The sequence below is a fragment of the Nonomuraea sp. NPDC049758 genome (assembly GCF_040674635.1).
GTDB lineage: Bacteria > Actinomycetota > Actinomycetes > Streptosporangiales > Streptosporangiaceae > Nonomuraea.
This window is the reverse complement of record NZ_JBFAMZ010000010.1, coordinates 199,621-222,339: the sequence shown is the minus strand read 5'-3', so window position 1 is coordinate 222,339 and position 22,719 is coordinate 199,621. Positions and strand designations below refer to the sequence as shown.

Here is a 22,719-nt window from a genome sequence, read left to right as displayed (position 1 = left end):
GGCCGGCGCCCGGGGCCGACCGGCTCACACGGTGATCACGACCTTGCCGAACGGCCCGCCCGACGTGTAGTGGCGGTAGGCGTCGGGCGCCTGGTCGAAGGGGAAGACGCGGTCGATGACCGGGCGCAGCCGGTGGGCCTCGATGAGCCGGTTCATGGCCAGGAACTGCGCGCGGCTGCCGACGGCGATGCCCCGCAGCGTGGCTCCGGCGCTGAAGACCGCCCGCGCGTCGAGGGGCGGCGGGTCGCCGAGGACGAACCCGACACTGGCCACCTGGCCCCCGATCGCGGTGGCCGCCAGCGACAGCCCGAGGTCGCCGGCGACGTCGATGACGTGTTCCGCGCCCTCGCCCCCGGTCAGCTCGCGCACCCGGGCCGGCCAGTCGGGGGTGGCCCGGTAGTCGACGACCTCGTCGGCGCCCAGCGCGTGCAGGCGTTCGGCCTTGGCCGGGCTGCTGGTCGTGGCGATCACCCGGGCGCCCAGCGCCTTGGCGAACTGCAGCGCGAACAGCGACACCCCGCCGGTGCCCTGGGTGACGACGGTCCGGCCGGGCAGCGGGCCGGTGCCGTCGCCGGTCAGGGCGTTCCAGGCGGTGACCGCGGCGCAGGGGAGCGTCGCGGCCTCCTCGTAGGACAGGTGGGCCGGGATCGGCACGAGCGCGTGCTCGTCGAGCAGCGCGTACTCGGTGAGCATGCCGTCCAGCGAGCCGCCGAGCTGCGGCAGGTGCCGCAGCGCGAACGGGCCGTCCTGCCAGCTCGGGAACAGGGTGGCGGTGACCCGGTCGCCGACGCCGACCGACTCGACGCCGGGGCCGGTCGCGACGACCTCGCCGGCGCCGTCGGAGACCGGCACCACGTCCGGTTTGACGGGGAGCACGTAGTCGCCGCGCAGGATCATCAGCTCGCGGAAGCTGAGGGAGGTGGCCCGCACCGCGACCACCACCTGCCCGGGGCCGGGAGTGGGGACGGGGTGTTCCTTGATCGACAGGCCCTCGATGCCGGCTCCGCTGTCGACGTGGTAGCTGCGCATGACGTTCATCAGGCGGTCGCCAGGGGAACTTCGCCGGCGGTCTTGCTGAAGCCGAGCGCCTCGACGATCTGCCCGTCGCGGACGCGCATGAGGTTGACGCCGCTGACCCAGTCGGAGGGGCCGGTGCCGTAGCGGTAGTGCCAGTGGATGGTGGCGCGGTCACCGGCGACGATGACCTCCTGCGGCTCGAACGCGCTGGTCAGGTCGTCCACGAGCGCGCCCCACCAGTCCAGGCACGCCTGGCGGCCGGTGACGCGTTCCCCGGTGGGGGCCGGCTGGACGGACTCCATCACGCAGTCCTCGGCGACCAGGTCGTCGAGCAGGTGACGGTCACGCTCGACGAAGGCCCGGTTGAAGCGCTCCATGACGTCGGCGGTGGTGGGGAAGGACACGGTTCCTCCAGAAGGAAGCGGGTAGATCGATCGGTCTATCTATGTATATCGACCGGTTGATCTACTCGTCAACCCGTGGCAACCTGAACCCATGACTGTTCGTACGGGACCGGGCCCCCGGGAGCGCCTGCTGACCGCCGCTGACCAGCTGATCTACAGCCAGGGCGTCAATGTCGGCGTCGACGCGCTGCTCAAGGCGGCCAACGTGGCCCGGCGCTCGCTCTACGAGCACTTCGGCGGCAAGGACGGCCTGATCGTCGAGGTGCTCAGGTCGGCCGCCGACGCCGACGCCGCCGACTACCGCCGCACCATGGACGCCGCCGGCCACGATCCGCGCGAGCGCCTGCTGGCCGTCTTCGACCGGATCGGCGAGATCGTCGCCATGCCCGGCTTCCACGGCTGCCGCTACCTGGCCGCCGACCTCGGCCTGACCGACCCCGCCCATCCCGCGCACGAGATCACCCGGGACTATCGCCGGCAGGTGCACGAGCTGCTGGCGCGCGAGCTGACCGCGCTCGGCCACCCGCACCCCGACCACGCCGCCGACCAGCTCCTCATCCTCATCGACGGCACCCTCGCCGTCGGCGCGACCCGCCCCGGCACGAACCCGGCCACCGCCGCCCGCGAGCTCGCCGAACACGTCATCGCCCCCTGACGGGCCGTCACGGCGTAGCCCCCGAGCGGCGCCTACCGGGCCGTCGCGGTCAGGGTGGCGTGCGGGACGGTCGTCGCGCCCACCGGGCCGGTCAGGTCGAGTGCGAAGCCGTCCGCCGTCCCGCGGCCGACCAGCCGTCCCGACCGCCCGGACTTCTCGGTGACCGACTCCACCGTGCTCTGCCTGCGTACGGTCCCGCCCACCCGCAGGGGCCCGTGGAACACGACCTCGGCGAACATCCGCAGCAGCAGGCCGACGGGCGGCAGGAACGAGCCGCGTACGGGAGGCCCGTCGCCCCCCGGCACGGACGAGACGGGCCAGCGCGCCAACGCCGCCCAATGCCACAGCGGCGGCAGCTCCGCGCCCGGCCCCGGCACACCGTCGTCGAACGGGGCCGCGAGCGCGGCGACCGGGCCCGCAGGGCAGTGCGCGGTCGCCCCGGGGGGAGGGCGAGCGTCAGCGGGCGGAGATGATGCCGCCGGGCAGCAGGGCGCCGAGGGTGGACGTGTCGTTGACCATGTTGAACACGTCAAGCACCGGCTGGAGCAGCGCGCCGACGGGCCCGCCGGCGGCCAGCGAGTCGGCCGCGGCCGGGGTGGTGAACGCGACGGTCAGCAGCGCGCCACCGGCCACGGCGCAGGTGAGACGGCCCTTGAGCTTCATGGACACCTCCATGGGAGTTACCGAGAGTGATCGTCCAGCACTCTACGTGACAGGAGGGTGTCCGGCCGGTAAGGCGCACGGTCAGGGCTGGACGGGGAGCATGACCTCCACCGTGGTGCCCGTCCCCGGCGCGCCGCCGACCAGGCAGATGCCGCCCAGCTCGGCCGTGCGCTCGCGCATCGAGGTCAGGCCGACGCCGGAACGGTGCTCAGGAGGCAGGCCGCGGCCGTCGTCGGAGACCAGCAGGCGCAGCGCGCCGGGCTCGCGGCGCAGCTCGACCCGGACGCGGGTGGCCCGCGCGTGCCGCCGCACGTTCGTCAGCGCCTCCTGCGCGATCCGGTAGACGGCCACCTCGACGGCGGCCGGCAGGCCGGTCAGGTCGCCCTCGGCGATCACCTCCGCGGCCGGGCCGTCCGGCGCGGCCAGCGCCCGCACGGCGGCGGCCAGGCCCAGGTCGTCCAGGGCGGGCGGGCGCAGGCCGTAGACGAGCTGCCGTAGGTCGCCGGTGACGGCGTCCATGCCGGTACGCAGCTCGCGCAGCAGCCCGTCGGCCGCCTCCGGCGAGCTCTTCAGGCTGAGACGGGCCATGTTGACGGTCATCGCCAGCCCGCTGAGCGTCTGGCCGAGGCCGTCGTGCAGGTCACGGCGCAGCCGGCGGCGCTCCTCCTCGCGGGCGGCCAGCATGCGTTCGCGAGAACGTTGCAGGTCGGCGGCCAGGCGGACCGCGTGGGCCACGTCGGCCGCGTACGGGACCAGCGTGTCCAGCACCCGCTCGTCGTGCGCGGCGGGGAAGCGGCGCGCGGCGGGCGGGCCGACCAGCAGCCGGCCCACCCATTCGCCGTGCCAGATCAGGGGCACCTCGCGCGGGGAGTCGCCGACCTGCCCGCGGTCCGTGCTCGCCACGCTGACCGGATGGCCTGGCTCGCCGCTGGTCACCTCGACGGCGACGCCGCGTACCGCCAGGCCTTCGCGCAGCACGCCGATCACTGCCGCCAGCGCCTGCGCCGGATCGCCCCGGCGCACCTCCTGCGCCAGCCGCTCGGCCAGGACGCGCGGATCGCCCACCGGCCCGTAGAGCAGGCGGTCGACCGCGCGTTGCAGCGCCCGTCGCAACGGCTGGAAGAACGCGCCCGTGAGCAGCGCGGAGGCGAGCCCGGCGACCTGGTGGTACCCCGACACCAGCAGGCTCGACAGCGTGGCCACCCCGAAGTAGACCCCGCCGACCACGGCCAGCAGCCCGGCGGCGACGAACGTCCGGCTGACGACGGTGTCGATGCCGTAGAGCCGGTAGCGGGTCACCGAGATCACCATCGACACGGGGATGACCGCCGCCCACCCGATCGACAACCAGTACAGCCCGGGCACGACGACGCCGGCGAGCATGAAGACGATGTACCCGCCGAAGGAGAACAGCGGCCAGCCGATCTGCCGCCGCACGACCGGGTCGGCCCGGCGGAAGCGCAGCAACATCGACCACGCCGCCAGCGGCAGCGTCGAGAGGATCCCGGTCCAGGCCACCACCGTGACCACCGGCCAGATCGGCGCCAGCTCCGGGACCTGTAACGGGTTGGGGATGACCGCGGGCAGCGGATAACCCTCGGCCGGCGGGTCGGGACGTAGAAACATGTGGGCCAGCTCCACCGCGGTCGACACCGCGCCGAGCAGCACCACCAGACGCCAGCGCCGCGACGGCAGCCTGCCGTCGGGGGAGTACAGCGGCAGCAACATCTCCAGCAGCAGCCCGGACACCGCCCAGCCGACCTGCGCGGGGAACCTCAGCAGCCCCGCCAGCGGGAGGTCCCCGCCCGCCGCGGCGGCCAGCATCGCCGACTGGCAGAACGTGTTGACCGCGCCGCCGAGACCGCCCGCGCACATCAGCCACGCCAGCCTGAGCCGCGGCCGGTGCACGATGAGGAACGCGCTGAAGGCCGGAAAGGTGACCCCGGCCGCGGCCAGCGGGCTGAAGATCTCCGGCAGCCGCCACTCCGGCGGCAGCGCCGCGTACATCAGGACCGCCGCGAGCACCAGCACCGGCGAGACCACGGCCAGGACGACGGCGACCACCCGGGCTGCCCACGCCATCCGTCCCCGCCTTCCGGCTGCCGTTCCCGCCCGACCCTAGCGTGCCCGCGGAACGGTCCGCCATGAGCGGGCCGGCCGGCCGGATCGACCGGCGGGTCAGCGCAGCGACCGCAGCAGGGCGCCGCGGTCGAGGGCGTCCACGGGCCACGTGCGGGAGCGCAGGGTGCCCCGGTCGCGGTAGGCGCGCATGATCGCGACGTGTTCCGGCAACCGGACGAACCCCCGCAGATCCTCCTCGCTCCGCCACACCGACAGCGAGCCGACCCGGCGGCCGGCGAGATCCGCCCAGAGCCACATGCCCACCGCACCCGGCAGGCCGGGCCAGTGGCGGCTCAGGGACCGGCCGTGCCGGGCGATGCCGGGCAGGTCGAGCAGCCGCCGCATCCGGAAGTCCGTCAGGGCGGCGATCAGCGGCCCCGGCCGGTCGCTCTCGGGGCCGGGGATCCAGCGTGAGGTCAGCATGCGGCGTACGGACCGGTCTCGAACGTCATGCCGCCAAACTATATTAACGACCGATCGTTTGTATATCTGAGGGTGGCGGTCAGCCGCGGCCGGGGGAGAGGGCGGCGGCCAGCTCGCGCCAGTGGGGCATCGCCGTCCGGCCCGGCTCGATCCCGATCACCTGCACGGCGACGTGGTCGGCGCCGGCGTCCACGTGGGCGCGCAGCTTGCCGACGACGGTGTCCAGATCGCCCCAGAAGACGAAGTCGTCCACCAGGCGGTCGCCGCCGCCGCCGGTGATCTCCTCCTCCGCGTACCCGAGCCGCCGGAACTTCGCCACGTTGTACGGCGTGCTCAGGTAGGGGCGCAGGTGTTCGCGGGCGGTGGCGCGGGCCTTGGCGGGGTCGGTCTCGAACAGCACCGGATGCTCGACGGCCAGGAACGCGTCCGGGCCGAGGAGCTGCCGTGACTCGGCGGTGTGCGCGACGTTGACGTGGTAGGTCTGGGCGCCCGCCGCGCGGTCGCGGGCCAGTTCGAGCATCTTGGGCCCGTACGCGGCCAGCAGGCGGCGCACGCCTGACTTCGGAGCCGGGTTGACGGTCTCCAGCTCGTCCAGCTCGTCAAGGTAGGTCCGCATGGCGGTCAGCGGGGTCGTGCCGGGGCGGGGGGCGCCGCCGAAGCCCAGGCCGAGGACGTGCCGGTCGGGGTAGGCGTCGGCCAGCAGCAGGGCGGCGCCGTACGTCCACCTGGCCTCGCGGGCCCAGATCTGGGCGATGCCGTTCACGATGTGCATCCGCCGCGTGCACGACAGCAGGAAGCCGGCGTGCGTGAGCGCCTCGCGCCCGAGCAGCTCGGGCATCCAGAACGCCCGCCACCCCTGCTCCTCCAGCTCCTGGATCGACTCGCGCATCTGCGCGGCCGGCACGTGCTCGAAGTCGAACGTGTAGATCCCGAACGTGCCGAGATCCAGGCCGTCGATGCTGCCCATGGGACGTCCCCTCATCGTGTGTCGATCCTCAGAACATAGACATATCGCTAAATGTCGATATGTGGAAGCCGGCCGGCCTCTCTCGCGGGAGGGTGCCGCCTCTACGGCGTGCGGTCTTCTACAGCGTGCGGCCGAGGGTGGCGACGAGCTGGGCGATGCGCCGTTCGTCACGCTTGTAGTGCGTCCACTTGCCCACGCGGGTGGCGCGCACCAGCCCCGCGCGCTGCAGCTCGCTCAGGTACGCCGACACCGTGGACTGCGCCAGCCCCACCCTGGCCTGGATGTGCGTCACGCACACCCCGACCTCCACCGGGTCGGCGATCGCCCCCTCCAGCGAGAAGTGGCGCTCCGGTTCCCGCAACCACGTCAGCAGTTGCAGCCGGGTCGGGTTCGCCAGCGCCCGCAACGCGTCGGACAGCTCGGAATCGGTCAACAGTGGAGCTTCCGCCATGGATGCCAGCATAGTGAGCCATCGACGTATCGCGGTAATCCGATGCGTTCCAGCTCGGCGCCCGGATGGTTCCTCAAGGGGAGGCAACACCTCGGTAGATTTCCCGCACTCGAAGTAATCCATCCAGTCAAGACGATTGCCTCAAATAAGTCGATCGACTTATATTTCGAAGTGTCGGGCTTTCAAGCTGGAGGACGCATGACCGCTGACGCGATCCCCGATTTCCCCTTCGACCGCCCCACGGCGCTGGAACCGCCGCCACAACTCGCCGACCTGCGGGAGAAATGCCCCGTGGCCCACGTACGCCTCCCCAGCGGCGACGTGGCGGCCCTGGTGACCAGGTACGACGACGCCCGCGCCGTCATGGCCGACCCCCGCTTCAGCCGCAACCTCGCCCGCGAGGGCGCCGCCCGGCTGTCCACCACCGAGGACGGCGGCCTGTTCAACCGAAGCAAGGACGGCGCCGGCGACATCGGCGAGGGCGAGGGCCACATGCGGTGGCGACGCCTGCTGAGCCGCTGGTTCACGGCCCGCAAGATGGAGGTCTGGCGCCCCCGCGTCCAGGCCATGGCCGAGGAACTCCTCGACTCCATGCTGGCCAAGGGCTCCCCGGGCAACCTGTCGTCCGGCCTGGCCCTGCCCCTGCCGGTACGGGTCATCTGCGCCCTGGTCGGCGCGCCGAGCTCGGACCAGGACAAGTTCGCGCACTGGTCGCGCACGATGCTGACCCTGACGCGCAACACGCAGGAGGAGGTCGACACGGCCTACCGGGAGTTCAACGCGTACGTGTCGGACCTGATCGACCGCAACCGCGCCGACCCCGGCGACGACCTGCTCAGCGAGCTGACCCAGATCACCGACGCCGAGGACGGCAGGCTCAGCCAGGACGAGCTCATCGCCACCGTGCGCGGGCTCCTGCTGGCCGGCCACGAGACCACGTCCAACATGATCGCCATCATGACGGCGATGCTGCTGTCCGACCGGCAGCGCTACGAGGCCGTGATCGACGACCCCGACCTGATCCCGGGCACCGTGGAGGAGGTCCTGCGACTGGACAGCACGTTGTCGGCCATCGGCGGCGTGCCCCGGTTCATCACCGAGGACGTCGAGCTGAGCGAGATCACCGTGCCCGCCGGCAGCACGCTGATCCCCAACATCCCGGCCGCCAACCGCGACCCGGCCAAGTTCGCCGACCCCGACCGGTTCGACCCGCGCCGGGAGAACAGCAGCCAGCACCTCACCTTCGGCGCCGGCCGCCACTACTGCCTCGGCCAGCCGCTGGCCAGGGTGGAGCTGCAGGTCGTCCTGGGCCTGCTGACGCGCCGGCTGCCCGGCCTGCGGCTCCGCGACGACCCCCGCGAGCTGCGGTTGCGCACGGGCGGCCTGTCCGGCGGCCTCCAGGACGTGTGGGTCACCTGGTGACCCGCTGACCTCAGCCGGCGGCATGGGATAGCGTTCGGGGACGGTGGTGGAAACGAGATCGAGGACCGGTCATGGACGTCAGTACGGCGGTCGCCGCGCCGTCTCCCCGCTCGATCCGGGCCAAGGACAGGATCATGCAGACCGCGGAGCGGCTCTACGCCGAGCACGGCTTCGCGCACGTGTCGATCAGGATGATCCGCGAGGCCGCGGGCCAGCGGAACAAGTCCGCCGTCCAATACCACTTCAGCACCCGTGACGAGCTGATCCACGCGATCCTGTCCCGTCACGCGGCCGCCGTCGACCGGCACCGCCTGCCGATGGTGGCCGCGCTGGAGACCTCGGGCGAGGTGTCGCTGCGCGACTGGATCACGTGCGCGATCGCGCCGAGCATCGAGCACCACATCGAGCTGGGCACCCCGTCCTGGTACGGGCGGTTCCTCGCCCAGGCCGTCGTGGAGCCGTCCCTGCGCGAGTACGCGGCGCGGGCGACGTTGAGCACGCCCTCGTTCCGCCGGCTGGAGCTGCTGCGCCCGCCGTCGATGCGCGACCGGGAGCACGAGCTGTCCGAGCGGCAGGCGGCGATGATCCGGCTGCTCGTCGTGCACATGAGCGCCGAGCTGGAGGCCGACCTGGCGGCCGGCCACGCCGCCGCCGGTTCAGTCGAAGAATCCTGGCGAGCTCTGGGCGAACATCTTGTCGCCGCCGTCTGCGGACTCAGCGGCGCCCTGCTGCCTTAGAGAGTCCCTGTCCGGTACGCGCACGATCTCCCCGCCGATGCCGCGAGGGGCGCCGTAGTGGCGGACCGCCTGGTAGTACAGCTTGGCCAGCGCGTTGCAGCTCGGCTGACGGAAGATCGAGTACTGGGTGCACACCTGCTTGAGGTCGAAGAAGAACGCCTTGTCGATGTGCTCCTTGTTCGCCGGGAAGTCGCCGACGGCCTGGTAGTTCCGGTAGCCGAAGTCGTGCCGCCGGCACGGGATCGAGAAGTCGAAGCCGAGCGGCTGGTCGGGGCTGCTCGTGCAGCCGTCGCTCGACCAGTCGAAGTCGAAGTCGGACCACGACCCCCGGTCGGCCCAGGCGTCCCGCCAGGCCGCGGCGCTGGACGCGGTGGGTTGCGTGAACCCCGAGAGCGCGGCGAGCTTCTCCTCCAGCGTCACGGCCTGGGCCGGCGGCGCGACCGCGAGAACGGCGACCAGCGAGAGAGCGAGCGGGACCGGCGCCCCGAGAGCCCGTCTGACCATGGGAACCTGCCTGTTTCGACCGGGACGGGAACATGTCATGGTCAGGTTCGCCCGCCGGCCCGCCGCGACCTGGGAATTCCGGGAAAACCCGTGGCAAAGGTCGTGTCCGGTTTCCGACGAGAGACGCCGCCGGCGGACCGTCCGGCCTTCAGGCTCGGGCGTCAGCCCGGGCCGTCGGCGTGGTTCATCTCCTCGGCCTGGGCCAGCGCCTCGGCCAGGGGCGGGACGTCCCAGACCGTGCGTTCGGCGTCCGTGGTGACGGGGTCGACGCGGTAGAGGGACCAGCGGCCGCCGATGTCGACGTACTGGGTCCCGTACCGCTGGGGCAGGCCCATCTGCAACAGCCACCGGTCGAGGGCCGAGGCCGCCAGCCTGCGGGCGGGCCGGCAACCGGCGTCGGCCGCCCGCCGCGCCAGCTCGAAGGCCAGGTGGTAGTGCTCGGCCAGCCCGCCGTGCTGCATCACCGCGGCCAGGTGGTAGTAGTCGCCCGGCGAGCGCACCTCTCCGGCCGCGAACTTCTCCATGCAGCGCGCCCGCCGGGCCAGGCCGCGCTCGCCGCCGTCGCCGGGCACGCCGTCGCGCCGGTCGTCCTGGTCGCGGTCGAACAAGTCACGCAGCTCCGGATCGCCGGGCGCCTCGAGGTCGGGGTCGGCGAGCTTGGCGAGGATTTCCGGAAGGCTGAACATTTGGCTGCGCGGCGCGGCCGACCATCTGCGCGCCGCTCGCGCGCGGCCCTTTCCAGTACGGTTATCCGCCACGTCTGCCAGCGTGCCGGGACAACCCGGGACGCGCAAGACGGCGCCACGCCGCAATATAGGGAAAATGTAGGGCCGTCGCCCGTTGACGCTTTATTGGGCCGGGGCGATGATGGCCGCGAAAGGGGCGCTCGCGCCTCCGCCGGAAATGAGGGAATGCGTGACCCTGCTTAAGGATGCGAATACTCGACACCCCGGGGCGCCCGCCGGCGTGCCCGCCGAGCGCCGGGACACGGCCGTGAGCTGCGGGTTCTTGGCGGGTGGTGGCAGGGGCTGAGTAGATGAAGCCCACGCCCGGCGCCACGGCGCTGCTGCGCGCCGGCCGGCCCGAGTTCGCCGTCGATTTCCGGGCGCATGAATTCATGCCCTTCGGTCCGGAGGCCCGGTCCATTGACTCCGGGCGGTGCAGAATTCTAGAACGGTCATCGCCGGGAAGCGTTTCAGGGGCGGCCGGTGATAACGCGCGGCGGATGCGGATCGCGATATTACGCACAAGCTGCGAGTGCAAATGGCCCGGCCGCGCCGAGTGGGCGTACGAGGAAGCGCATGGCATTCCGGGCCCGCCGCTCACCGGCGGCGCGGCATGAGCGATCTCGTCGCCTCCGCCGCGGACGCCCTGCGCGCGCTCGACGAGGCGCTGCTCGGCCTGCTGAAGGCGCTCCCGCCCGAGGACCCCGGCGCGCGGGCGGAGCTCCGGGCCGAACTCGAACGGGCGGGCGTCACGGACGAGGTCGCCGGCCGCTGCCTGCGCGTCCTGCGGATGGTGTTGTCCGGCGAGCGCGCGCGCCCGAGCGACTGGATCGGGGTGACGGCGGTGTTCCAGTGCGGTTTCTGCGGCTCGGCGCCCGACCCCGCCGATCTCGTCGTCGGCAAGTCGGTCTCGATCTGCCTGGGCTGCGCGCTGCTGGCGACGGCCGGGGCGGTGCGGGGCGAGCGGGAGCCGGTGGAGCGGCCGTGCGCGTTCTGCGGCGCGCGGGCCGTGCCCGCCCACCTGGGCGCCGACGGCGACAGGACGGTCTGCCGCGCCTGCGGCGAGCTGGTGCTCTACATCATCGCCAGCAAGAAGCGCGCCGACTGACGCCCGGGGACGGCGGGACGGGTGTCAGCCGCCCTGGGTGTAGATCGTCCGCCACCGCGAGCACCGGCCGACGGGCCGCGCGCCGTTGCCGCGGCACACCTGCGCCCGGATCTGCAGCGCGCCGCCGACGTTCTTGCGGAAGGAGCCGGTGCCCGGCAGGCAGTTGTAGACGCCGTGCGTGCGCCAGCGGCCGTTGCTCGCGCTCTGGTACCTGATCAGGAGCCACGAGCAGCCCTTGCCGCGGTCGTCGTCGAGGGTGCCGGTCACGGCCAGCCCCGACTGGCCGGCCACGACCTTGCCGCGGGCGGTCGCCAGGCCGTCGGCCGAGTGCAGGGCGCCCCACCTCCAGCTCGCCGGATCGGCGGCGGTGTCGGCGGCGGCCGCCGTGCTCAGCGCGGTCAGCGTGAGGACGGCGGCGCCCAGGGCGGTCAGGACGCGGGTCGGAAGATGGTTCGTCACCGGTCCAGGATTTCGGCCGGTACTTGTGGCCGACTTGGAAGCGGGCTGAGGCGTCAGAGTGCGGGGCAGCGGGCGGGGGCGGTGCCGTAGGCGTACCGGAGGAAGTCGACCAGGTAGGCCGACCAGGCGTTCCAGTCGTGGCCGCCCCTGCTGTAGCAGTAGCGGTGGCCGACGCCGAGGCCGGTCAGCGTGGCGTCGAACTCGCTCGCGTACGCGCCGAGGATGGGCTCGCTGACGCTCGCGGCGTCGTCGCTCGCCCTGGTGTCGTAGCCGCACGCGGCGGGGGCGGGCTCGGCGCCGTCCGGGACGCTCGGGAGGCTCGCGCAGCCGCCGGCGTACAGGGCCAGCCGTCCGTCATAGGGGGCGTACCTGCCCTGGGTGACCAGGTCGGCGGGGTTGGCGGCGGGCCAGTCGTCGACCGTGCGGCCGTGGAAGACCGTGGTGGTGTGCGGGCCGAACAGGGTGTCCAGGCGGTAGCGGCGCTGCACCTCCTGGTCGAGGACGGGCAGCGGGCTGCCGTTGTCGTACTTGTTGACGCGGAACTCGCCGAGGTCGGTCAGCTCGATCGCCGCGCCCGACTGCCACATGGAGTCGGAGATCGTGCGCTGGGCGGGCCTGGCGCGCAGGTCGATGCCGGGCGAGAACGCGCCGATCACCGAGAAGACGCCGGGATGCGCGGCCGCGTACCGCAGGGTGCCGTAGCCGCCCATGGACAGGCCCGCCAGGCCGCGTCCTGACCGGTCGGCGACGGTGTTGAAGTTGGCGTCGATCCACGGGATGAGCTGCTCGACGTGGTACGTCTCCCACTTCGGTGCGAAATATCCGTCCGTACGGCCGGCCCAGTCCGCGTACCAGCCGGTCATCCCGCCGGTCGGCATCACCACGATGCCGTCGAAGGAGCCCGCGGTGCGGACGAGGGAGACGAGGTCGGCCTTGGCGGTCCACGAGTCGTAGTTGTCGCCGCCGCCGTTGAGCAGGTAGAGCGCCCGGTAGGGGGTGGCCCGCGAGGGGTCGTAGTCCTTCGGCAGGTAGACGCGGACGGTGATCGGGCGCGACAGCGGGTCGATGACCGGGGCGCCGCCGGACGCCTGGAAGATCGCCGTCGAGGTCATCGTGACGTCCCGCAGCTCCGAGCCGTCGCCCTGCGGGCGACGCCGTACGTCGAGGCAGGTGATGCCATGGCCGTCGGGGCGGGGCAGCACGGCCGCGCACCCGGCCGCCTGTGTGGGCGCCGCCTGGGCCACCCCCGGGCCTGCGAACGTGCCTGCGACCATCAGTAATCCGGCAAGGGCTGAGGTGAACCGCATCGTTCTCCTTCGGTTCGGGCTCCCGACCGCCCCAATGTACGGGGGGACCGGCGGCCGGGGCGTCAACCGCCGGACCGAAGGTGGTCAACTTCTGCCGTACGCCTCAGCTTCTGCCGCGCCCCAGCTTCTGCCGTACGACTCAGTGCAGGTGCGCGGCCGTCCAGCAGTCGGGCGCGCCGGGTCTTCCGCACGCCGTCAGCCCGCGCAGCACGCCGGCCAGGGACGCCGTCCGGGCGTTGCCCGGGTCGTTGGACTCCTGGCGGGGGTCGGTGACGGTGTTGTAGTACTCGGGCTTCGGGTCGTTCTCGTACTCGACGTACAGCTCTCCCGCGGTCCGCACGGCGTTGTAGGTGGGCGGCTGCGCGTTGCCCTGCCTCAGCCGGTCGGCGTCGGGGTCGGGCCTGCCGGGCGTCCGCGGGTCGGGCTTGACGTGCTCGACCAGCGCCGCCTGCCGCCAGTCCGCGACCTGCCGGCCCTGGACGAGGGGGAGCAGGCTGCGGCCGTCCCGGCTGTCGCGGATCGCCGGGGCGAGGCCGGCCATGTCGAGGAAGGTCGCGAACAGGTCCACGTTCTGGGCGATGGCGCCGGTCACCAGCCGGTCGCGCTCTCCGGTGACCGGCCGCCTGACCAGCAGCGGGACCCGGACGTCGTGGTCGTAGGCGGTGGACTTGCCGCGGACCAGGCGGTGCTGGCCGAGGTGGAAGCCGTTGTCGCTGGCGAACACGACGTAGGTGTTGCGGCGCTCCTGCTCGGTGAGCGTGGACAGCACCCGTCCCACCATGTCGTCTACCGACTGGACCATGCGGATCCGGTCACGGAAGTCCTCGCGCAGTTCCTCGGCGCGCTTCGCCTCGATCGGGGCCCGGCGCACCCAGGAGGGCTTGTCGGCGGTGTCCTCGTCGTAGGAGGGCAGGGTGGTCACGTCGATGCCGGCGCAGTCGGGGCCGCCGCAGTCGCCGTGCGGGAACTCGCCGTCCGGGAAGCGGTCCTTCGGACGGTCGCGCGGGGCGGGCGGGAAACGCGGCTCGGTGTCGCCGGGCCGGACGTCCACCCGGTTGTGCGGGGAGAAGGGCGAGACCTGGAGGAAGAACGGCCGGCCGGGGGCGTGCTCGCGGGAGCGCTCGATGAAGCCGGTCGCCCGCTGGGCCAGCTCGTCCACCAGGTAGTCGCCCTTGGAGGGGGCGATCGGGCGCCGGTCGCCCGACTCCTCCCTGATGTAGCGGGTGAGCTGGTACCTGAACTCGTTGTAGCCGCCGCCCGCGGAGACGTGCCACTCGTCCCAGCCGTCCGGCACCTGGTAGCCGGGGCGGGCGGGGTACTCGTTGATGTATTTGCCCAGGTAGCCCGTGCGGTACCCGGCCTGGTGGAGCGGGACGGCGTAGGTGCGGCCCTCGTGCCGGGCGAACGCCTCGTAGCCGCCGCGGTCGTAGCCCTGGTTGGTCCGTACGCCGGTGTTGTGGGGGAACTGGCCGGTGAACATCGAGGCGCGGGAGGGGCAGCAGAGCGAGTCGGACACGTAGTAGTCGGTGAACGTGGTGCCGCCCTCGGCCAGGCCGCGGACCGTGTCCATGTAGGGCAGCAGGTCGGCGGACAGGTCGTCCACCAGGAAGAAGATGATGTTGGGCCGGGTGGGGGTGGCGGCGGACGCCGGGGGCGCGGGGGAGGCGATGAGCAGAGCGAGGATCGCGGCCACCGCCGCAGCCAAGCTTCTCCTGATATTTCGGGACAACGACATGACTGCCTCGTAAGCGGTGGTAGGGGAGCAACGGCGCTGCCCACTAATACCAGACAAACTACCCACAAAGCACAAAACCTCCCACACCCACCCCACCCATCACCGCAGCTCAGCAGCCTCAGGCGCGAAGAGCGAAGGGGATGGAGGGGGAAGGGCGCGGAGCGCGCCAACGGCGCGAAGGGGGTGAAGAGGGGAAGGCGCGGAGGGCGCGGAGGGCGCAAAGGGAGCGGAATGGGTGAAGGGGGGAGGGGGCGAAGGGGGCGAAGGGGCAAGGGGTGGAGGGGCGCGGGAGGCGCAGAAGGCGGAGGGTGGGGAAGCCGAGGGTCGCCGAAGGCGAAGGGGACGCGTCTGTGGTCGCCGTTCCGGGGGGTCAGGGGGTGAGGACGCGGGTCAGGGTTTCCTGGACGGTGGCGCGGACGGTGGCCGGGTCGTCCAGGTCGAAGCCCACCACCAGGCCGTCCCTGACGAGGAGGAGGATGTCGGCGGTGCGTTCGGCGTCGGCGTGGCCGTCGGCGGCCAGCAGGTCGCGGTACAGGTCGCGGTGCCAGCGCCGGTGCTCGGCGATGGCCCGCCGTACGGGGTGCGCCGGATCCGGGTACTCGGCCGCTGTGTTGACGAACGGGCAGCCGCGGTAACCGGGGCCGGACCCGAACTCGCACATGAACGCGAAGACGGCCGCCAGTGTCTCCCGGGGTGAGTCCGCGCGCAGCGTGTCGACCATGGCCCGCTGCACCGCGCCCTGCTCGGCGATGTACGCCCGGACCAGCTCGTCCTTGCTGGGGAAGTGGTGGTAGAAGGTCGCCTTCGCGACGCCCGCCGCCGCGATGATCCGGTCGATCCCCACCGAGTGCACGCCCTCGGCGTAGAACAGCCGCGCCGCCGTCTCCAGGACCCGGGTGCGGGCCGGGCTCGGGCGGGGCTCCTTCACCGTCTCTGCACTCACCCCTTGACGCTACCAGACAGACCTGTCTAGTGTGAGGCCCAACGAACCAGACAGACAGGTCTGTCTAGTGAAGCGAAACGAAGGGCAACCGGTCATGAGCATGTACACCGCCATCGCCACCTCGGCGGGCCGCGACGGGCGCGCGGTCTCCTCCGACGGCAGGCTGGACGTCAAGCTGGCCCTGCAGAAGGAGCTGGGCGGCGACGGCGAGGGCACCAACCCCGAGCAGCTCTTCGCCGCCGGCTACGCCGCCTGCTTCGCCTCGGCCATGCGGCTGGTGGCCGGGCAGAAGCGGATCGACGTCTCCGACGCCTCCGTCACGGCGGAGATCGGCCTGTCGCCCAACGGCGCGGGCGGCTTCCAGCTCGACGCCACGCTGCGCGTCGAGCTGCCCGACGAGATCGCCCCCGAGGTCGCCCGCGAGCTGGTCGAGGCCACCCACCAGGTCTGCCCCTACTCCAACGCCACCCGCGGCAACATCCCGGTCAACCTGATCGTCGAGTGACGGGATCCGCGTCCCGGAAGATCGGCCGGAGGTAGAGACGAGACTTGAAGTGTGACATGTTACATGCCATGCGAACCACTCTCTCCGCGGCGGCCGCCCTCCTGGCGATCGCCGCGCTCGGCGTCCCTTCCGTCTCCGCCGCGGCGGCGGAGACCGCGGCGCCGCCCGCGAAGAAGATGAGCAGGGAGATCTCCCCGCTCAGTCCGCAGCAACGCGAGCAGGCGGCGCTGCGCAGGCAGGCCGTCGAAGGCGTCTTATCCCCGGACGCGGCGGCGGCCAAGGCGCGGCCCGGCCGCTCGGCCAAGGTCGGCCATCGCTACGTCGAGCTCGCCCAGGAGCGCAAGGACCAGGTCTTCGTCGTCCTGGCCGAGTTCGGCGACAAGGTGGACAACGAGACGAAGATCGACGGCCAGATCAAGTACGGCGGCGAGCCCGGCCCCCGCCACAACGCCATCCCCGACCCGCGCGGCACCGACGACAACCACACCCTCTGGCGCCCCGACTTCGACCGCGCCTCCTACGCGAAGTCCTACTTCGCGACCGGCGGCAACTCCCTGCGCGACTACTACCGCCTCCAGTCCTCCGGCCGCTACGACCTCGACGGCTACGTCAGCGACTGGGTGCGCGTGCCGTACAACGAGGCCCGCTACGGCAGCGACCGGTGCGCCCCCGAGGAGGGCGGCATCTGCTGGAACAACTGGGACCTGGTACGCGACTCGGCCAACGCCTGGTACGAGGCCGAGAAGGCCAAGGGCAGGACGGTGGAGCAGATCCGCGCCGAACTGGCCAAGTACGACGTCTGGGACCGCTACGACCACGACAACGACGGCGACTTCGACGAGCCCGACGGCTACCTGGACCACTACCAGGTCGTGCACGCCGGCGTGGACGAGACCTGGGGCGGCGGCGCGCAGGGCGCGGACGCCGTCTGGGCCCACCGCTACTTCGCCTACTGGCCCGAGCGTGGCCAGGCCGGCCCCGAGGGCAACCGCAACGGCGGCACCCAGATCGGCGACACCGGCATCTGGGTCGGCGACTACCTGACGGTCGGCGAGAACAGCGGCGTCGGCCTGACCGCCCACGAGTTCGGCCACGACCTCGGCCTGCCGGACCTGTACGCGGGCGGCGGGGACAACTCGGTCAACTTCTGGTCGCTGATGTCGTCCGGCTCCTACCTGAGCTCGCGGACCGGCCCGCTCGGCGAGTACGCCGGCGACCTGGACGCCTGGAGCAAGCTCCAGCTCGGCTGGCTGGCCTACGACCGGGCCCGCGCGGCCACCCCCTCCATGCACACCCTCGGCGTCGGCTCCTACAACACCCGCGATCCACAGGCGCTCGTGGTGGACCTGCCGGCGCGCGAGATCAGCACTCCGCTGGGCAGGCCGTACCAGGGGGAGTGGCAGTGGTGGAGCGGCAAGGGCGACAACCTTGAGCAGACGCTCACCCGCCAGATCGACCTCTCCCGGGCCACGGAGCCGACGCTCAAGGCGCACGCGGCCTACGCGATCGAGCAGGGCTACGACTTCCTGTACGCCGAGGTCTCCCGCGACGGCGCGGCCTGGACACCGGTCGGGCAGCCGCTCACCGGAAGCTCGGACTGGCGGGATATCGCCTACGACCTGAGCCCGTACGCGGGCGGCAAGGTCTGGTTCCGCTTCCGCTACTCGACCGACTCCAACACCTCCGAGTCCGGCTTCCGGCTGGACGACGTCCAGGTGCCCGGCGTGTTCGCCGACGACGTCGAGCAGGGCGAGGGCGAGTGGACGGCGGTGGGCTTCGCCCGCAGCGGCGAGGTGGGCGTGCAGCGCTTCTCCCGGGCCTACCTCGCCGAGAACCGGCGCTACACCGGGTACAACGCCTACCTGCGGACCGGGCCGTACAACTTCGGGTGGACCGGCAGCCAGCGGGTCGAGCACTACCCGTACCAGCAGGGAGTGCTCATCTGGCTCTGGGACGCCTGGTACGGCGACAACACCACCCGCGACCACCCCGGCGAGGGCATGATCCTGCCCGTCGACGCCCGGCCCGAGCCGCTGCGCTGGGCCAGTGGGGCGGCGGCCGGGGCCCGGCTGCAGGTGTTCGACGCGCCGTTCGGCAACGCGCGCACGGACCGGCTGCGGCTGCACTCGGCGGGCGTTCCCGCCGTGTTCCCGGCGCGTCCGGGCGTGCCGGTGTTCGACGACCACCGTGGCGTCTACTGGCACCCCGATCTGCCGCAGCTCGGGGTGAAGGTGCCCGACACCGGCACCCGGATCGCCGTCCTGCGTGACGGGGACCGCGCGCTGGTTCGCGTCTCCGCCTCCTAGCGGCACCTGCGGCCCGCATGCGGGGGCGCGGGCCGCAGGTCGGTGGGCGTTTACGACCGTTTTAGGTGGTTCTGGGCAGGGTTGTGGTGTTGTATTCCGTAGAGAGGAAAGATCATGACCTCTGGGCCTGACGGATTCGGCAAGGCGGAGACCCTGGAGAACGAACCGCCCAGGCGCCGATTCCCGCGCTCCGTACTGCTCGCCGCGACCACCGCGGTCGTCCTGGCCACCGGCGCCGGCGTGGCCGCCGCCTCGGCGCTCTCGCCGGCGCCGTCGCCCACCGGCACGCCCCCGTCCGCCGCGAGCCCGTCGGCCGTCCCGTCGGGCTCGCCGTCCGACAAGGGACGCGGCTGGGGACGCGGGTTCGGCGGCCCGCCCGTCCACGGCGAGTTCGTCGTCCCCGACGGGCAGGGCGCGTACGTGACGGTGGCCACCCAGTACGGCGACGTCACCGCCGTCGGCCAGGACTCCGTCACGGTCAAGAGCGAGGACGGCTACACCAGGCAGTACGCCGTCAACGCCGACACCCGGATCAACCGCGACCAGGGCATCGACGCGATCAAGACCGGCCAGAAGGTCATGGTCAGCGCCAAGGTCACCGGCGGCACGGCCACCGCCGTCACGGTCCACGACGTGACCGCCCGCGACGGCCGCGGCCGGCACCCCCACGGCGACGACCGCTGGGGCGACAGGAACGGCGGCAAGGACGGCGACAAGGGCGGCCCGCGGCACGGCGACCACCAGCCGACACCGTCACCCAGCGCCACCTCCTGAGGGACGCCGGCCGAAGTTCGCGCGATTATGCCCCCCGTATATACCCTCGGTATATAGTGCGGGGGCATGAGCGTTCCTCTTGCGCTGCTCGGCCTCCTTGAGCGGGAGCCGAGCCACGGCTACGACCTGAAGCGCGACTACGACACCTACTTCGGCCGCGGCAAGTCGCTGCCCTTCGGCCAGGTGTACTCCACCCTCGGCCGGCTGGCCAGGGACGGCAAGGTCACCGCCGGGGAGAGCGAGCCCGGCGACGGCCCCGAGCGCAAGCGCTACGCGATCACCCCCATCGGCGCGCGTGAGGTCGAGGCGTGGCTGAGCGAGCCGGTCGCGGCCGAGCCGTACCTGCAGACCGTGCTGTTCACCAAGGTCGTGCTGGCGCTGATGCTCGGCCGCGACGCGGCGGCCTACCTGGACCTCCAGCGCGCCACCCACCTGCGGCGCATGCGCGAGTTCGCGCAGATCAAGCGCGGGGACTCGCTGGCCGACGCGCTGCTCGCCGACCACGGCATGTTCCACCTGGAAGCCGACCTGCGCTGGATCGACGTCACCCAGGCGCGGCTGGACGCGCTGGCCGAGCTGGTGCGGGGGTCGTCGTGATCCTGGAGGCCCGCGGGATCAGCCGCTCCTTCGGCCGCACCCCGGCGCTGCGGGAGGCGAGCCTGGAGGTGGCGGCCGGGGAGATCGTGGCGGTCATGGGCCCCAGCGGCTCGGGCAAGTCGACGCTGCTGCACTGCCTGGCCGGGATCTTCACCCCCGACAGCGGCGAGGTGTGGTTCGACGGCAGCCGCCTGGACACCATGAGCGACGACCGGCGCACCCGGCTGCGGCGCACCGCGTTCGGCTTCGTGTTCCAGTTCGGGCAGCTCGTGCCGGAGCTGACCGCCGCCGACAACGTCGCCCTGCCGCTGCTGCTCGCCCGTACCGGGCGCAAGGAGGCGTACCGGCGGGCGGCGGGCTGGCTGGAGCGGCTGGAACTGGCCGAGCTGGGCGGGCGGCGCATCGGCGAGCTGTCCGGCGGGCAGGCGCAGCGGGTGGCGATCGCCAGGGCGCTGGTGACCGGGCCGCGGGTGCTGTTCGCCGACGAGCCGACCGGCTCGCTCGACTCGCTGACCGGCGAGCACGTCATGGAACTGCTGGTCGGCCTGGCGCGCGAGGAGGGCACGACCGTGCTCGTGGTGACCCACGACGCCCGCGTCGCCTCCTGCGCCGACCGGGAGGTCATCGTCCGCGACGGCCGGCTCACCGACCCCTTCGCCGGTCAGGTCGCACGGTGATCACCCTCGGCCTGCGGCTGTCGCTGGCCGGAGGCAGGGAGGCGGCCGCCCGGCTCGCGCTGGTCGTCGCCGGCGTGGCGGTCGGCGTGGCGGTGCTGCTGGCCACGCTCTCCCTGTTCAACGCCTTCCAGACGGCCGGCGGGCGCACCTGCTGGGAGTGCACCCGCGGCACCGCCCCCAGCGGCTGGGCCCTCGACGCCACCGCCACCGGCGCCCTGTGGAACTACCACGAGGACTACTACGCCGGACGCCCGATCAGGCGGCTCGACGCCGCCGCGCTCGGCGGACAGGCTCCCGTCGTCCCCGGGCTGTCCCGCATGCCCGCGCCCGGCCAGTACCACGTCTCCCCGGCGCTGGCCGACCTGCTGGACTCCGCGCCGCGCGCGCAGCTCGCCGACCGCTTCCCCGGCACGAGAGCCGGGACGATCGGCCGCGCCGCGCTCACCGGCCCCGACGACCTGACCATCGTGATCGGCCGCACGCCCGAGCAGGTCGCCGCCCTGCTCGGCACCCGGCAGGTCGACACGACGGCCGACGAGCCCGCCGTCGACGGCGACGCCGACATCTACCACTTCGGGTTCGCGATCGCGGCCGTCGGGCTGCTGCTGCCGCTGCTGGTGCTGGTCAACACCGCCACCCGGCTGGCCGCCGCCCGCCGCGAGGCCCGCTTCGCCGCGATCCGGCTGGTGGGCGGCACGTCCCGGCAGGTGAACCTGTTCGCCGCGGTGGACTCCGCGCTCGGCGCGCTGACCGGCACGCTCGCCGGGATCGTGCTCTTCCTCCTGGTGCGTCCGGCCGTCGCCGCCGTCCGGGTCACCGGCTTCCGGTTCTTCCCCGACACGGTGACCCCGGCCGCCTGGCAGTACGCGGCCGTGCTCGCCGGGGTCCCGCTGCTGGCCGGGACGAGCGCGCTGTGGTCGCTGCGCCGCGTCCGGATCTCGCCGCTGGGCGCGCTCAGGAAGGGCGCGCCACGGCCGCCGCGCGCCTGGCGGGCGATCCCGCTGCTGGCCGGGCTGGCGCTCTTCGCGGTGCCGATGTTCCAGACCGACGACCGCAAGCCGAACGCCGGGTCGGCCTCGGCGGGCCTGGCGCTGATCATGATCGGGCTGATCCTGGCCGGCCCCTGGCTGACGATGCTGGCCGCCCGCCTGGCCGCCCGGCTGACCGGCGGAGCGGCGACGCTGCTGGCCGCCCGGCGGCTGGCCGCCGACCCCAAGGCCGCCTTCAGGTCGGTGAGCGGGCTCGTCCTCGCGGTGTTCATCGGGACGGCGATCGCCGGGATCGTGCCCGCCGTGGTGGACGGCCAGCGGGCGGTGGCCGGTGGCACGCTGTCCGGCGTGCTGCGCGCCCCGCTCGGCGACCTCGGCGGCGGCGGGTTGTCGCCGCGGGCCGGGGCCGAGCTGGTGGCCCGGCTGCGCGCGTACCCGGGCGTCGGCGTGCTGCCGATCCACGCCGCGAAGGAGGAGGAGAACCGGGTGATCGACCCCGAGCGGCCGCCGCCGCCCCGGGCGGTCGTCGAGTGCGCCGACCTGGCCCGCTTCCCGGCGCTCGGGCAGTGCCCGCCGGGCGCGCGGGCGGTCGCCGGACGGTTCGACCGGGTGGTGGAGGCCGACAACCCGCTCACCATCGACAAGCTGATCCCCCTCGCCGGGCCGGACAGCGAGCCCGTCTCCGCCGACGGGCTCAACCTGTCCTCCGTGCTGGTCACCATGGCCGACCCGGCGACCCTGGAGGAGATCCGCACCCTGCTGGCCGGGCAGAGCACCGGCCCGCCGATGACGTTCGACGAGGTCGCCCAGGTCCGGGCGGCGCTCTACACGCAGGCCGAGAACATCGCGCTGGCCATGGTCGCGCTGACCCTGCTCGCCGGCGGCTGCAGCCTGCTGGTGGCAGTCGGCGGCGGGCTGGTGGAACGCCGTCAGCCGTTCACGCTGCTGCGGCTGGCCGGCACGCCCGGCCGCACCCTGGGCGCGGTCGTGCTGCTGGAGTCGGCGTTGCCGCTCGTCCTGGCGGCCGTCGTGGCGGCCGGGGCCGGGTTCGGGGTGGCGGCGCCGTTCATCGACGCCCTCGCCATGAAGGGGGCCTCCCTGGCGATGCCGGGGCCCGCCTACTTCGCCGGCGTCGGCGGCGGGCTGGTCGCGTCCCTGCTGGTGATCTCGACCGTCCTGCCGCTGCTGCGGCGCATGACCTCGCCCGACAACGCGCGTTTCGAATAGGAG

General features: G+C 72.8%; 25 protein-coding genes. 11 read left to right on the top strand and 14 right to left on the bottom strand.

Annotated features, from left to right (window positions below; genetic code table 11):
- Positions 1 to 24 precede the first annotated feature (24 nt).
- On the bottom strand, positions 25 to 1,029 hold the full coding sequence (locus AB0J46_RS26890; RefSeq protein ID WP_364336541.1) for an NAD(P)-dependent alcohol dehydrogenase: 1,005 nt from the start codon (positions 1,027 to 1,029) through the stop codon (positions 25 to 27).
- An 8-nt stretch (positions 1,030 to 1,037) separates the two neighbouring features.
- Complete coding sequence (locus AB0J46_RS26885) at positions 1,038 to 1,421, bottom strand: nuclear transport factor 2 family protein (RefSeq protein WP_364336539.1); 384 nt, start codon at positions 1,419 to 1,421, stop codon at positions 1,038 to 1,040.
- 91 nt (positions 1,422 to 1,512) lie between these two features.
- On the opposite strand from AB0J46_RS26885, the gene AB0J46_RS26880 reads away from it, so the two are divergent.
- Positions 1,513 to 2,076, top strand: coding sequence for a TetR/AcrR family transcriptional regulator (locus AB0J46_RS26880; protein WP_364336537.1), 564 nt, complete (start codon positions 1,513 to 1,515; stop codon positions 2,074 to 2,076).
- 32 nt (positions 2,077 to 2,108) lie between these two features.
- On the opposite strand, the gene AB0J46_RS26875 is transcribed toward AB0J46_RS26880, so the two are convergent.
- The 6 genes from AB0J46_RS26875 to AB0J46_RS26850 form a co-directional block, all read right to left on the bottom strand.
- Positions 2,109 to 2,381 carry a hypothetical protein gene (locus AB0J46_RS26875; RefSeq protein ID WP_364336535.1) on the bottom strand — a complete coding sequence of 91 codons (273 nt, stop codon included), beginning with the start codon at positions 2,379 to 2,381 and terminating at the stop codon, positions 2,109 to 2,111.
- Between the two features lie 151 nt (positions 2,382 to 2,532).
- Positions 2,533 to 2,739, bottom strand: coding sequence for a hypothetical protein (locus AB0J46_RS26870; protein WP_364336533.1), 207 nt, complete (start codon positions 2,737 to 2,739; stop codon positions 2,533 to 2,535).
- 81 nt (positions 2,740 to 2,820) lie between these two features.
- The gene (locus tag AB0J46_RS26865; RefSeq protein WP_364336531.1) at positions 2,821 to 4,821 is read right to left on the bottom strand and encodes a sensor histidine kinase; all 2,001 of its coding nucleotides are present in this window, start codon (positions 4,819 to 4,821) and stop codon (positions 2,821 to 2,823) included.
- A 96-nt stretch (positions 4,822 to 4,917) separates the two neighbouring features.
- Entirely contained in the window at positions 4,918 to 5,283 is a 366-nt protein-coding gene (locus AB0J46_RS26860; RefSeq protein WP_364336529.1) for a hypothetical protein, read from the bottom strand.
- Positions 5,284 to 5,362: 79 nt separating this feature from the next.
- The gene (locus AB0J46_RS26855) at positions 5,363 to 6,265 is read right to left on the bottom strand and encodes a TIGR03620 family F420-dependent LLM class oxidoreductase (protein WP_364336527.1); all 903 of its coding nucleotides are present in this window, start codon (positions 6,263 to 6,265) and stop codon (positions 5,363 to 5,365) included.
- 103 nt (positions 6,266 to 6,368) lie between these two features.
- Entirely contained in the window at positions 6,369 to 6,683 is a 315-nt protein-coding gene (locus tag AB0J46_RS26850; RefSeq protein ID WP_364336525.1) for a metalloregulator ArsR/SmtB family transcription factor, read from the bottom strand.
- A 216-nt stretch (positions 6,684 to 6,899) separates the two neighbouring features.
- Here AB0J46_RS26850 and AB0J46_RS26845 point away from each other — a divergent pair, with 216 nt between their 5' ends.
- Together AB0J46_RS26845 and AB0J46_RS26840 are read left to right on the top strand one after the other, a co-directional pair.
- Complete coding sequence (locus AB0J46_RS26845) at positions 6,900 to 8,123, top strand: cytochrome P450 (RefSeq protein ID WP_364336523.1); 1,224 nt, start codon at positions 6,900 to 6,902, stop codon at positions 8,121 to 8,123.
- 71 nt (positions 8,124 to 8,194) lie between these two features.
- Positions 8,195 to 8,860, top strand: a complete 666-nt coding sequence (locus tag AB0J46_RS26840; RefSeq protein ID WP_364336521.1) for a helix-turn-helix domain-containing protein — start codon at positions 8,195 to 8,197, stop codon at positions 8,858 to 8,860.
- Here AB0J46_RS26840 and AB0J46_RS26835 read toward each other — a convergent pair.
- Both AB0J46_RS26835 and AB0J46_RS26830 read right to left on the bottom strand, forming a co-directional pair.
- Positions 8,780 to 9,364 carry a phospholipase gene (locus AB0J46_RS26835; protein ID WP_364336519.1) on the bottom strand — a complete coding sequence of 195 codons (585 nt, stop codon included), beginning with the start codon at positions 9,362 to 9,364 and terminating at the stop codon, positions 8,780 to 8,782. The two genes, AB0J46_RS26840 and AB0J46_RS26835, sit on opposite strands and share 81 nt — an antisense overlap.
- 161 nt (positions 9,365 to 9,525) lie before the next feature.
- Complete coding sequence (locus tag AB0J46_RS26830) at positions 9,526 to 10,050, bottom strand: hypothetical protein (RefSeq protein WP_364336518.1); 525 nt, start codon at positions 10,048 to 10,050, stop codon at positions 9,526 to 9,528.
- A gap of 350 nt (positions 10,051 to 10,400) precedes the next feature.
- Between AB0J46_RS26830 and AB0J46_RS26825 the strand changes: the two genes are divergently transcribed.
- Positions 10,401 to 10,706: a hypothetical protein gene (locus tag AB0J46_RS26825; RefSeq protein ID WP_364336516.1), complete on the top strand. Its 306-nt coding sequence runs from the start codon at positions 10,401 to 10,403 to the stop codon at positions 10,704 to 10,706.
- A complete protein-coding gene (locus tag AB0J46_RS26820; protein ID WP_364336514.1) occupies positions 10,703 to 11,197 on the top strand; it encodes a hypothetical protein in 495 nt (164 codons plus the stop codon). The genes AB0J46_RS26825 and AB0J46_RS26820 overlap by 4 nt, the downstream gene beginning before the upstream one ends.
- Positions 11,198 to 11,221: 24 nt before the next feature.
- Here AB0J46_RS26820 and AB0J46_RS26815 read toward each other — a convergent pair whose 3' ends face one another.
- The 4 genes from AB0J46_RS26815 to AB0J46_RS26800 form a co-directional block, all read right to left on the bottom strand.
- Complete coding sequence (locus AB0J46_RS26815) at positions 11,222 to 11,656, bottom strand: hypothetical protein (protein WP_364336512.1); 435 nt, start codon at positions 11,654 to 11,656, stop codon at positions 11,222 to 11,224.
- Positions 11,657 to 11,709: 53 nt separating this feature from the next.
- Complete coding sequence (locus tag AB0J46_RS26810; RefSeq protein WP_364336510.1) at positions 11,710 to 12,963, bottom strand: alpha/beta hydrolase-fold protein; 1,254 nt, start codon at positions 12,961 to 12,963, stop codon at positions 11,710 to 11,712.
- A gap of 139 nt (positions 12,964 to 13,102) precedes the next feature.
- Positions 13,103 to 14,668 (bottom strand): sulfatase, encoded by a 1,566-nt coding sequence (locus tag AB0J46_RS26805; RefSeq protein ID WP_364336508.1) that lies wholly within the window; start codon positions 14,666 to 14,668, stop codon positions 13,103 to 13,105.
- A 400-nt stretch (positions 14,669 to 15,068) separates the two neighbouring features.
- On the bottom strand, positions 15,069 to 15,641 hold the full coding sequence (locus tag AB0J46_RS26800) for a TetR/AcrR family transcriptional regulator (RefSeq protein ID WP_364336506.1): 573 nt from the start codon (positions 15,639 to 15,641) through the stop codon (positions 15,069 to 15,071).
- Between the two features lie 94 nt (positions 15,642 to 15,735).
- Here AB0J46_RS26800 and AB0J46_RS26795 point away from each other — a divergent pair, with 94 nt between their 5' ends.
- From AB0J46_RS26795 to AB0J46_RS26770, 6 genes are all read left to right on the top strand, one after another.
- Positions 15,736 to 16,146: an organic hydroperoxide resistance protein gene (locus AB0J46_RS26795; protein WP_364336504.1), complete on the top strand. Its 411-nt coding sequence runs from the start codon at positions 15,736 to 15,738 to the stop codon at positions 16,144 to 16,146.
- A gap of 68 nt (positions 16,147 to 16,214) precedes the next feature.
- Positions 16,215 to 18,452 carry an immune inhibitor A domain-containing protein gene (locus AB0J46_RS26790; protein WP_364336502.1) on the top strand — a complete coding sequence of 746 codons (2,238 nt, stop codon included), beginning with the start codon at positions 16,215 to 16,217 and terminating at the stop codon, positions 18,450 to 18,452.
- 114 nt (positions 18,453 to 18,566) lie between these two features.
- Entirely contained in the window at positions 18,567 to 19,226 is a 660-nt protein-coding gene (locus AB0J46_RS26785; protein WP_364336500.1) for a hypothetical protein, read from the top strand.
- A gap of 66 nt (positions 19,227 to 19,292) precedes the next feature.
- Complete coding sequence (locus tag AB0J46_RS26780) at positions 19,293 to 19,823, top strand: PadR family transcriptional regulator (RefSeq protein WP_352355886.1); 531 nt, start codon at positions 19,293 to 19,295, stop codon at positions 19,821 to 19,823.
- Complete coding sequence (locus AB0J46_RS26775) at positions 19,820 to 20,500, top strand: ABC transporter ATP-binding protein (RefSeq protein ID WP_364336498.1); 681 nt, start codon at positions 19,820 to 19,822, stop codon at positions 20,498 to 20,500. The genes AB0J46_RS26780 and AB0J46_RS26775 overlap by 4 nt, the downstream gene beginning before the upstream one ends.
- Positions 20,497 to 22,716 carry an FtsX-like permease family protein gene (locus AB0J46_RS26770; protein WP_364336496.1) on the top strand — a complete coding sequence of 740 codons (2,220 nt, stop codon included), beginning with the start codon at positions 20,497 to 20,499 and terminating at the stop codon, positions 22,714 to 22,716. The genes AB0J46_RS26775 and AB0J46_RS26770 overlap by 4 nt, the downstream gene beginning before the upstream one ends.
- The last annotated feature ends 3 nt before the right edge of the window (positions 22,717 to 22,719 follow it).

Bases quoted from the DNA above. Each gene is read 5' to 3' on its own strand.
- AB0J46_RS26890 (WP_364336541.1), bottom strand. From the start codon at position 1,029: ATGCGCAGCTACCACGTCGACAGCGGAGCCGGCATCGAGGGCCTGTCG.
- AB0J46_RS26785 (WP_364336500.1), top strand. From the start codon at position 18,567: ATGACCTCTGGGCCTGACGGATTCGGCAAGGCGGAGACCCTGGAGAAC.
- AB0J46_RS26795 (WP_364336504.1), top strand. From the start codon at position 15,736: ATGAGCATGTACACCGCCATCGCCACCTCGGCGGGCCGCGACGGGCGC.
- AB0J46_RS26810 (WP_364336510.1), bottom strand. From the start codon at position 12,963: ATGCGGTTCACCTCAGCCCTTGCCGGATTACTGATGGTCGCAGGCACG.
- AB0J46_RS26880 (WP_364336537.1), top strand. From the start codon at position 1,513: ATGACTGTTCGTACGGGACCGGGCCCCCGGGAGCGCCTGCTGACCGCC.
- AB0J46_RS26865 (WP_364336531.1), bottom strand. From the start codon at position 4,821: ATGGCGTGGGCAGCCCGGGTGGTCGCCGTCGTCCTGGCCGTGGTCTCG.
- AB0J46_RS26820 (WP_364336514.1), top strand. From the start codon at position 10,703: ATGAGCGATCTCGTCGCCTCCGCCGCGGACGCCCTGCGCGCGCTCGAC.
- AB0J46_RS26845 (WP_364336523.1), top strand. From the start codon at position 6,900: ATGACCGCTGACGCGATCCCCGATTTCCCCTTCGACCGCCCCACGGCG.
- AB0J46_RS26840 (WP_364336521.1), top strand. From the start codon at position 8,195: ATGGACGTCAGTACGGCGGTCGCCGCGCCGTCTCCCCGCTCGATCCGG.
- AB0J46_RS26870 (WP_364336533.1), bottom strand. From the start codon at position 2,739: ATGAAGCTCAAGGGCCGTCTCACCTGCGCCGTGGCCGGTGGCGCGCTG.
- AB0J46_RS26855 (WP_364336527.1), bottom strand. From the start codon at position 6,265: ATGAGGGGACGTCCCATGGGCAGCATCGACGGCCTGGATCTCGGCACG.
- AB0J46_RS26860 (WP_364336529.1), bottom strand. From the start codon at position 5,283: ATGCTGACCTCACGCTGGATCCCCGGCCCCGAGAGCGACCGGCCGGGG.
- AB0J46_RS26790 (WP_364336502.1), top strand. From the start codon at position 16,215: ATGCGAACCACTCTCTCCGCGGCGGCCGCCCTCCTGGCGATCGCCGCG.
- AB0J46_RS26780 (WP_352355886.1), top strand. From the start codon at position 19,293: ATGAGCGTTCCTCTTGCGCTGCTCGGCCTCCTTGAGCGGGAGCCGAGC.
- AB0J46_RS26830 (WP_364336518.1), bottom strand. From the start codon at position 10,050: ATGTTCAGCCTTCCGGAAATCCTCGCCAAGCTCGCCGACCCCGACCTC.
- AB0J46_RS26825 (WP_364336516.1), top strand. From the start codon at position 10,401: ATGAAGCCCACGCCCGGCGCCACGGCGCTGCTGCGCGCCGGCCGGCCC.
- AB0J46_RS26835 (WP_364336519.1), bottom strand. From the start codon at position 9,364: ATGGTCAGACGGGCTCTCGGGGCGCCGGTCCCGCTCGCTCTCTCGCTG.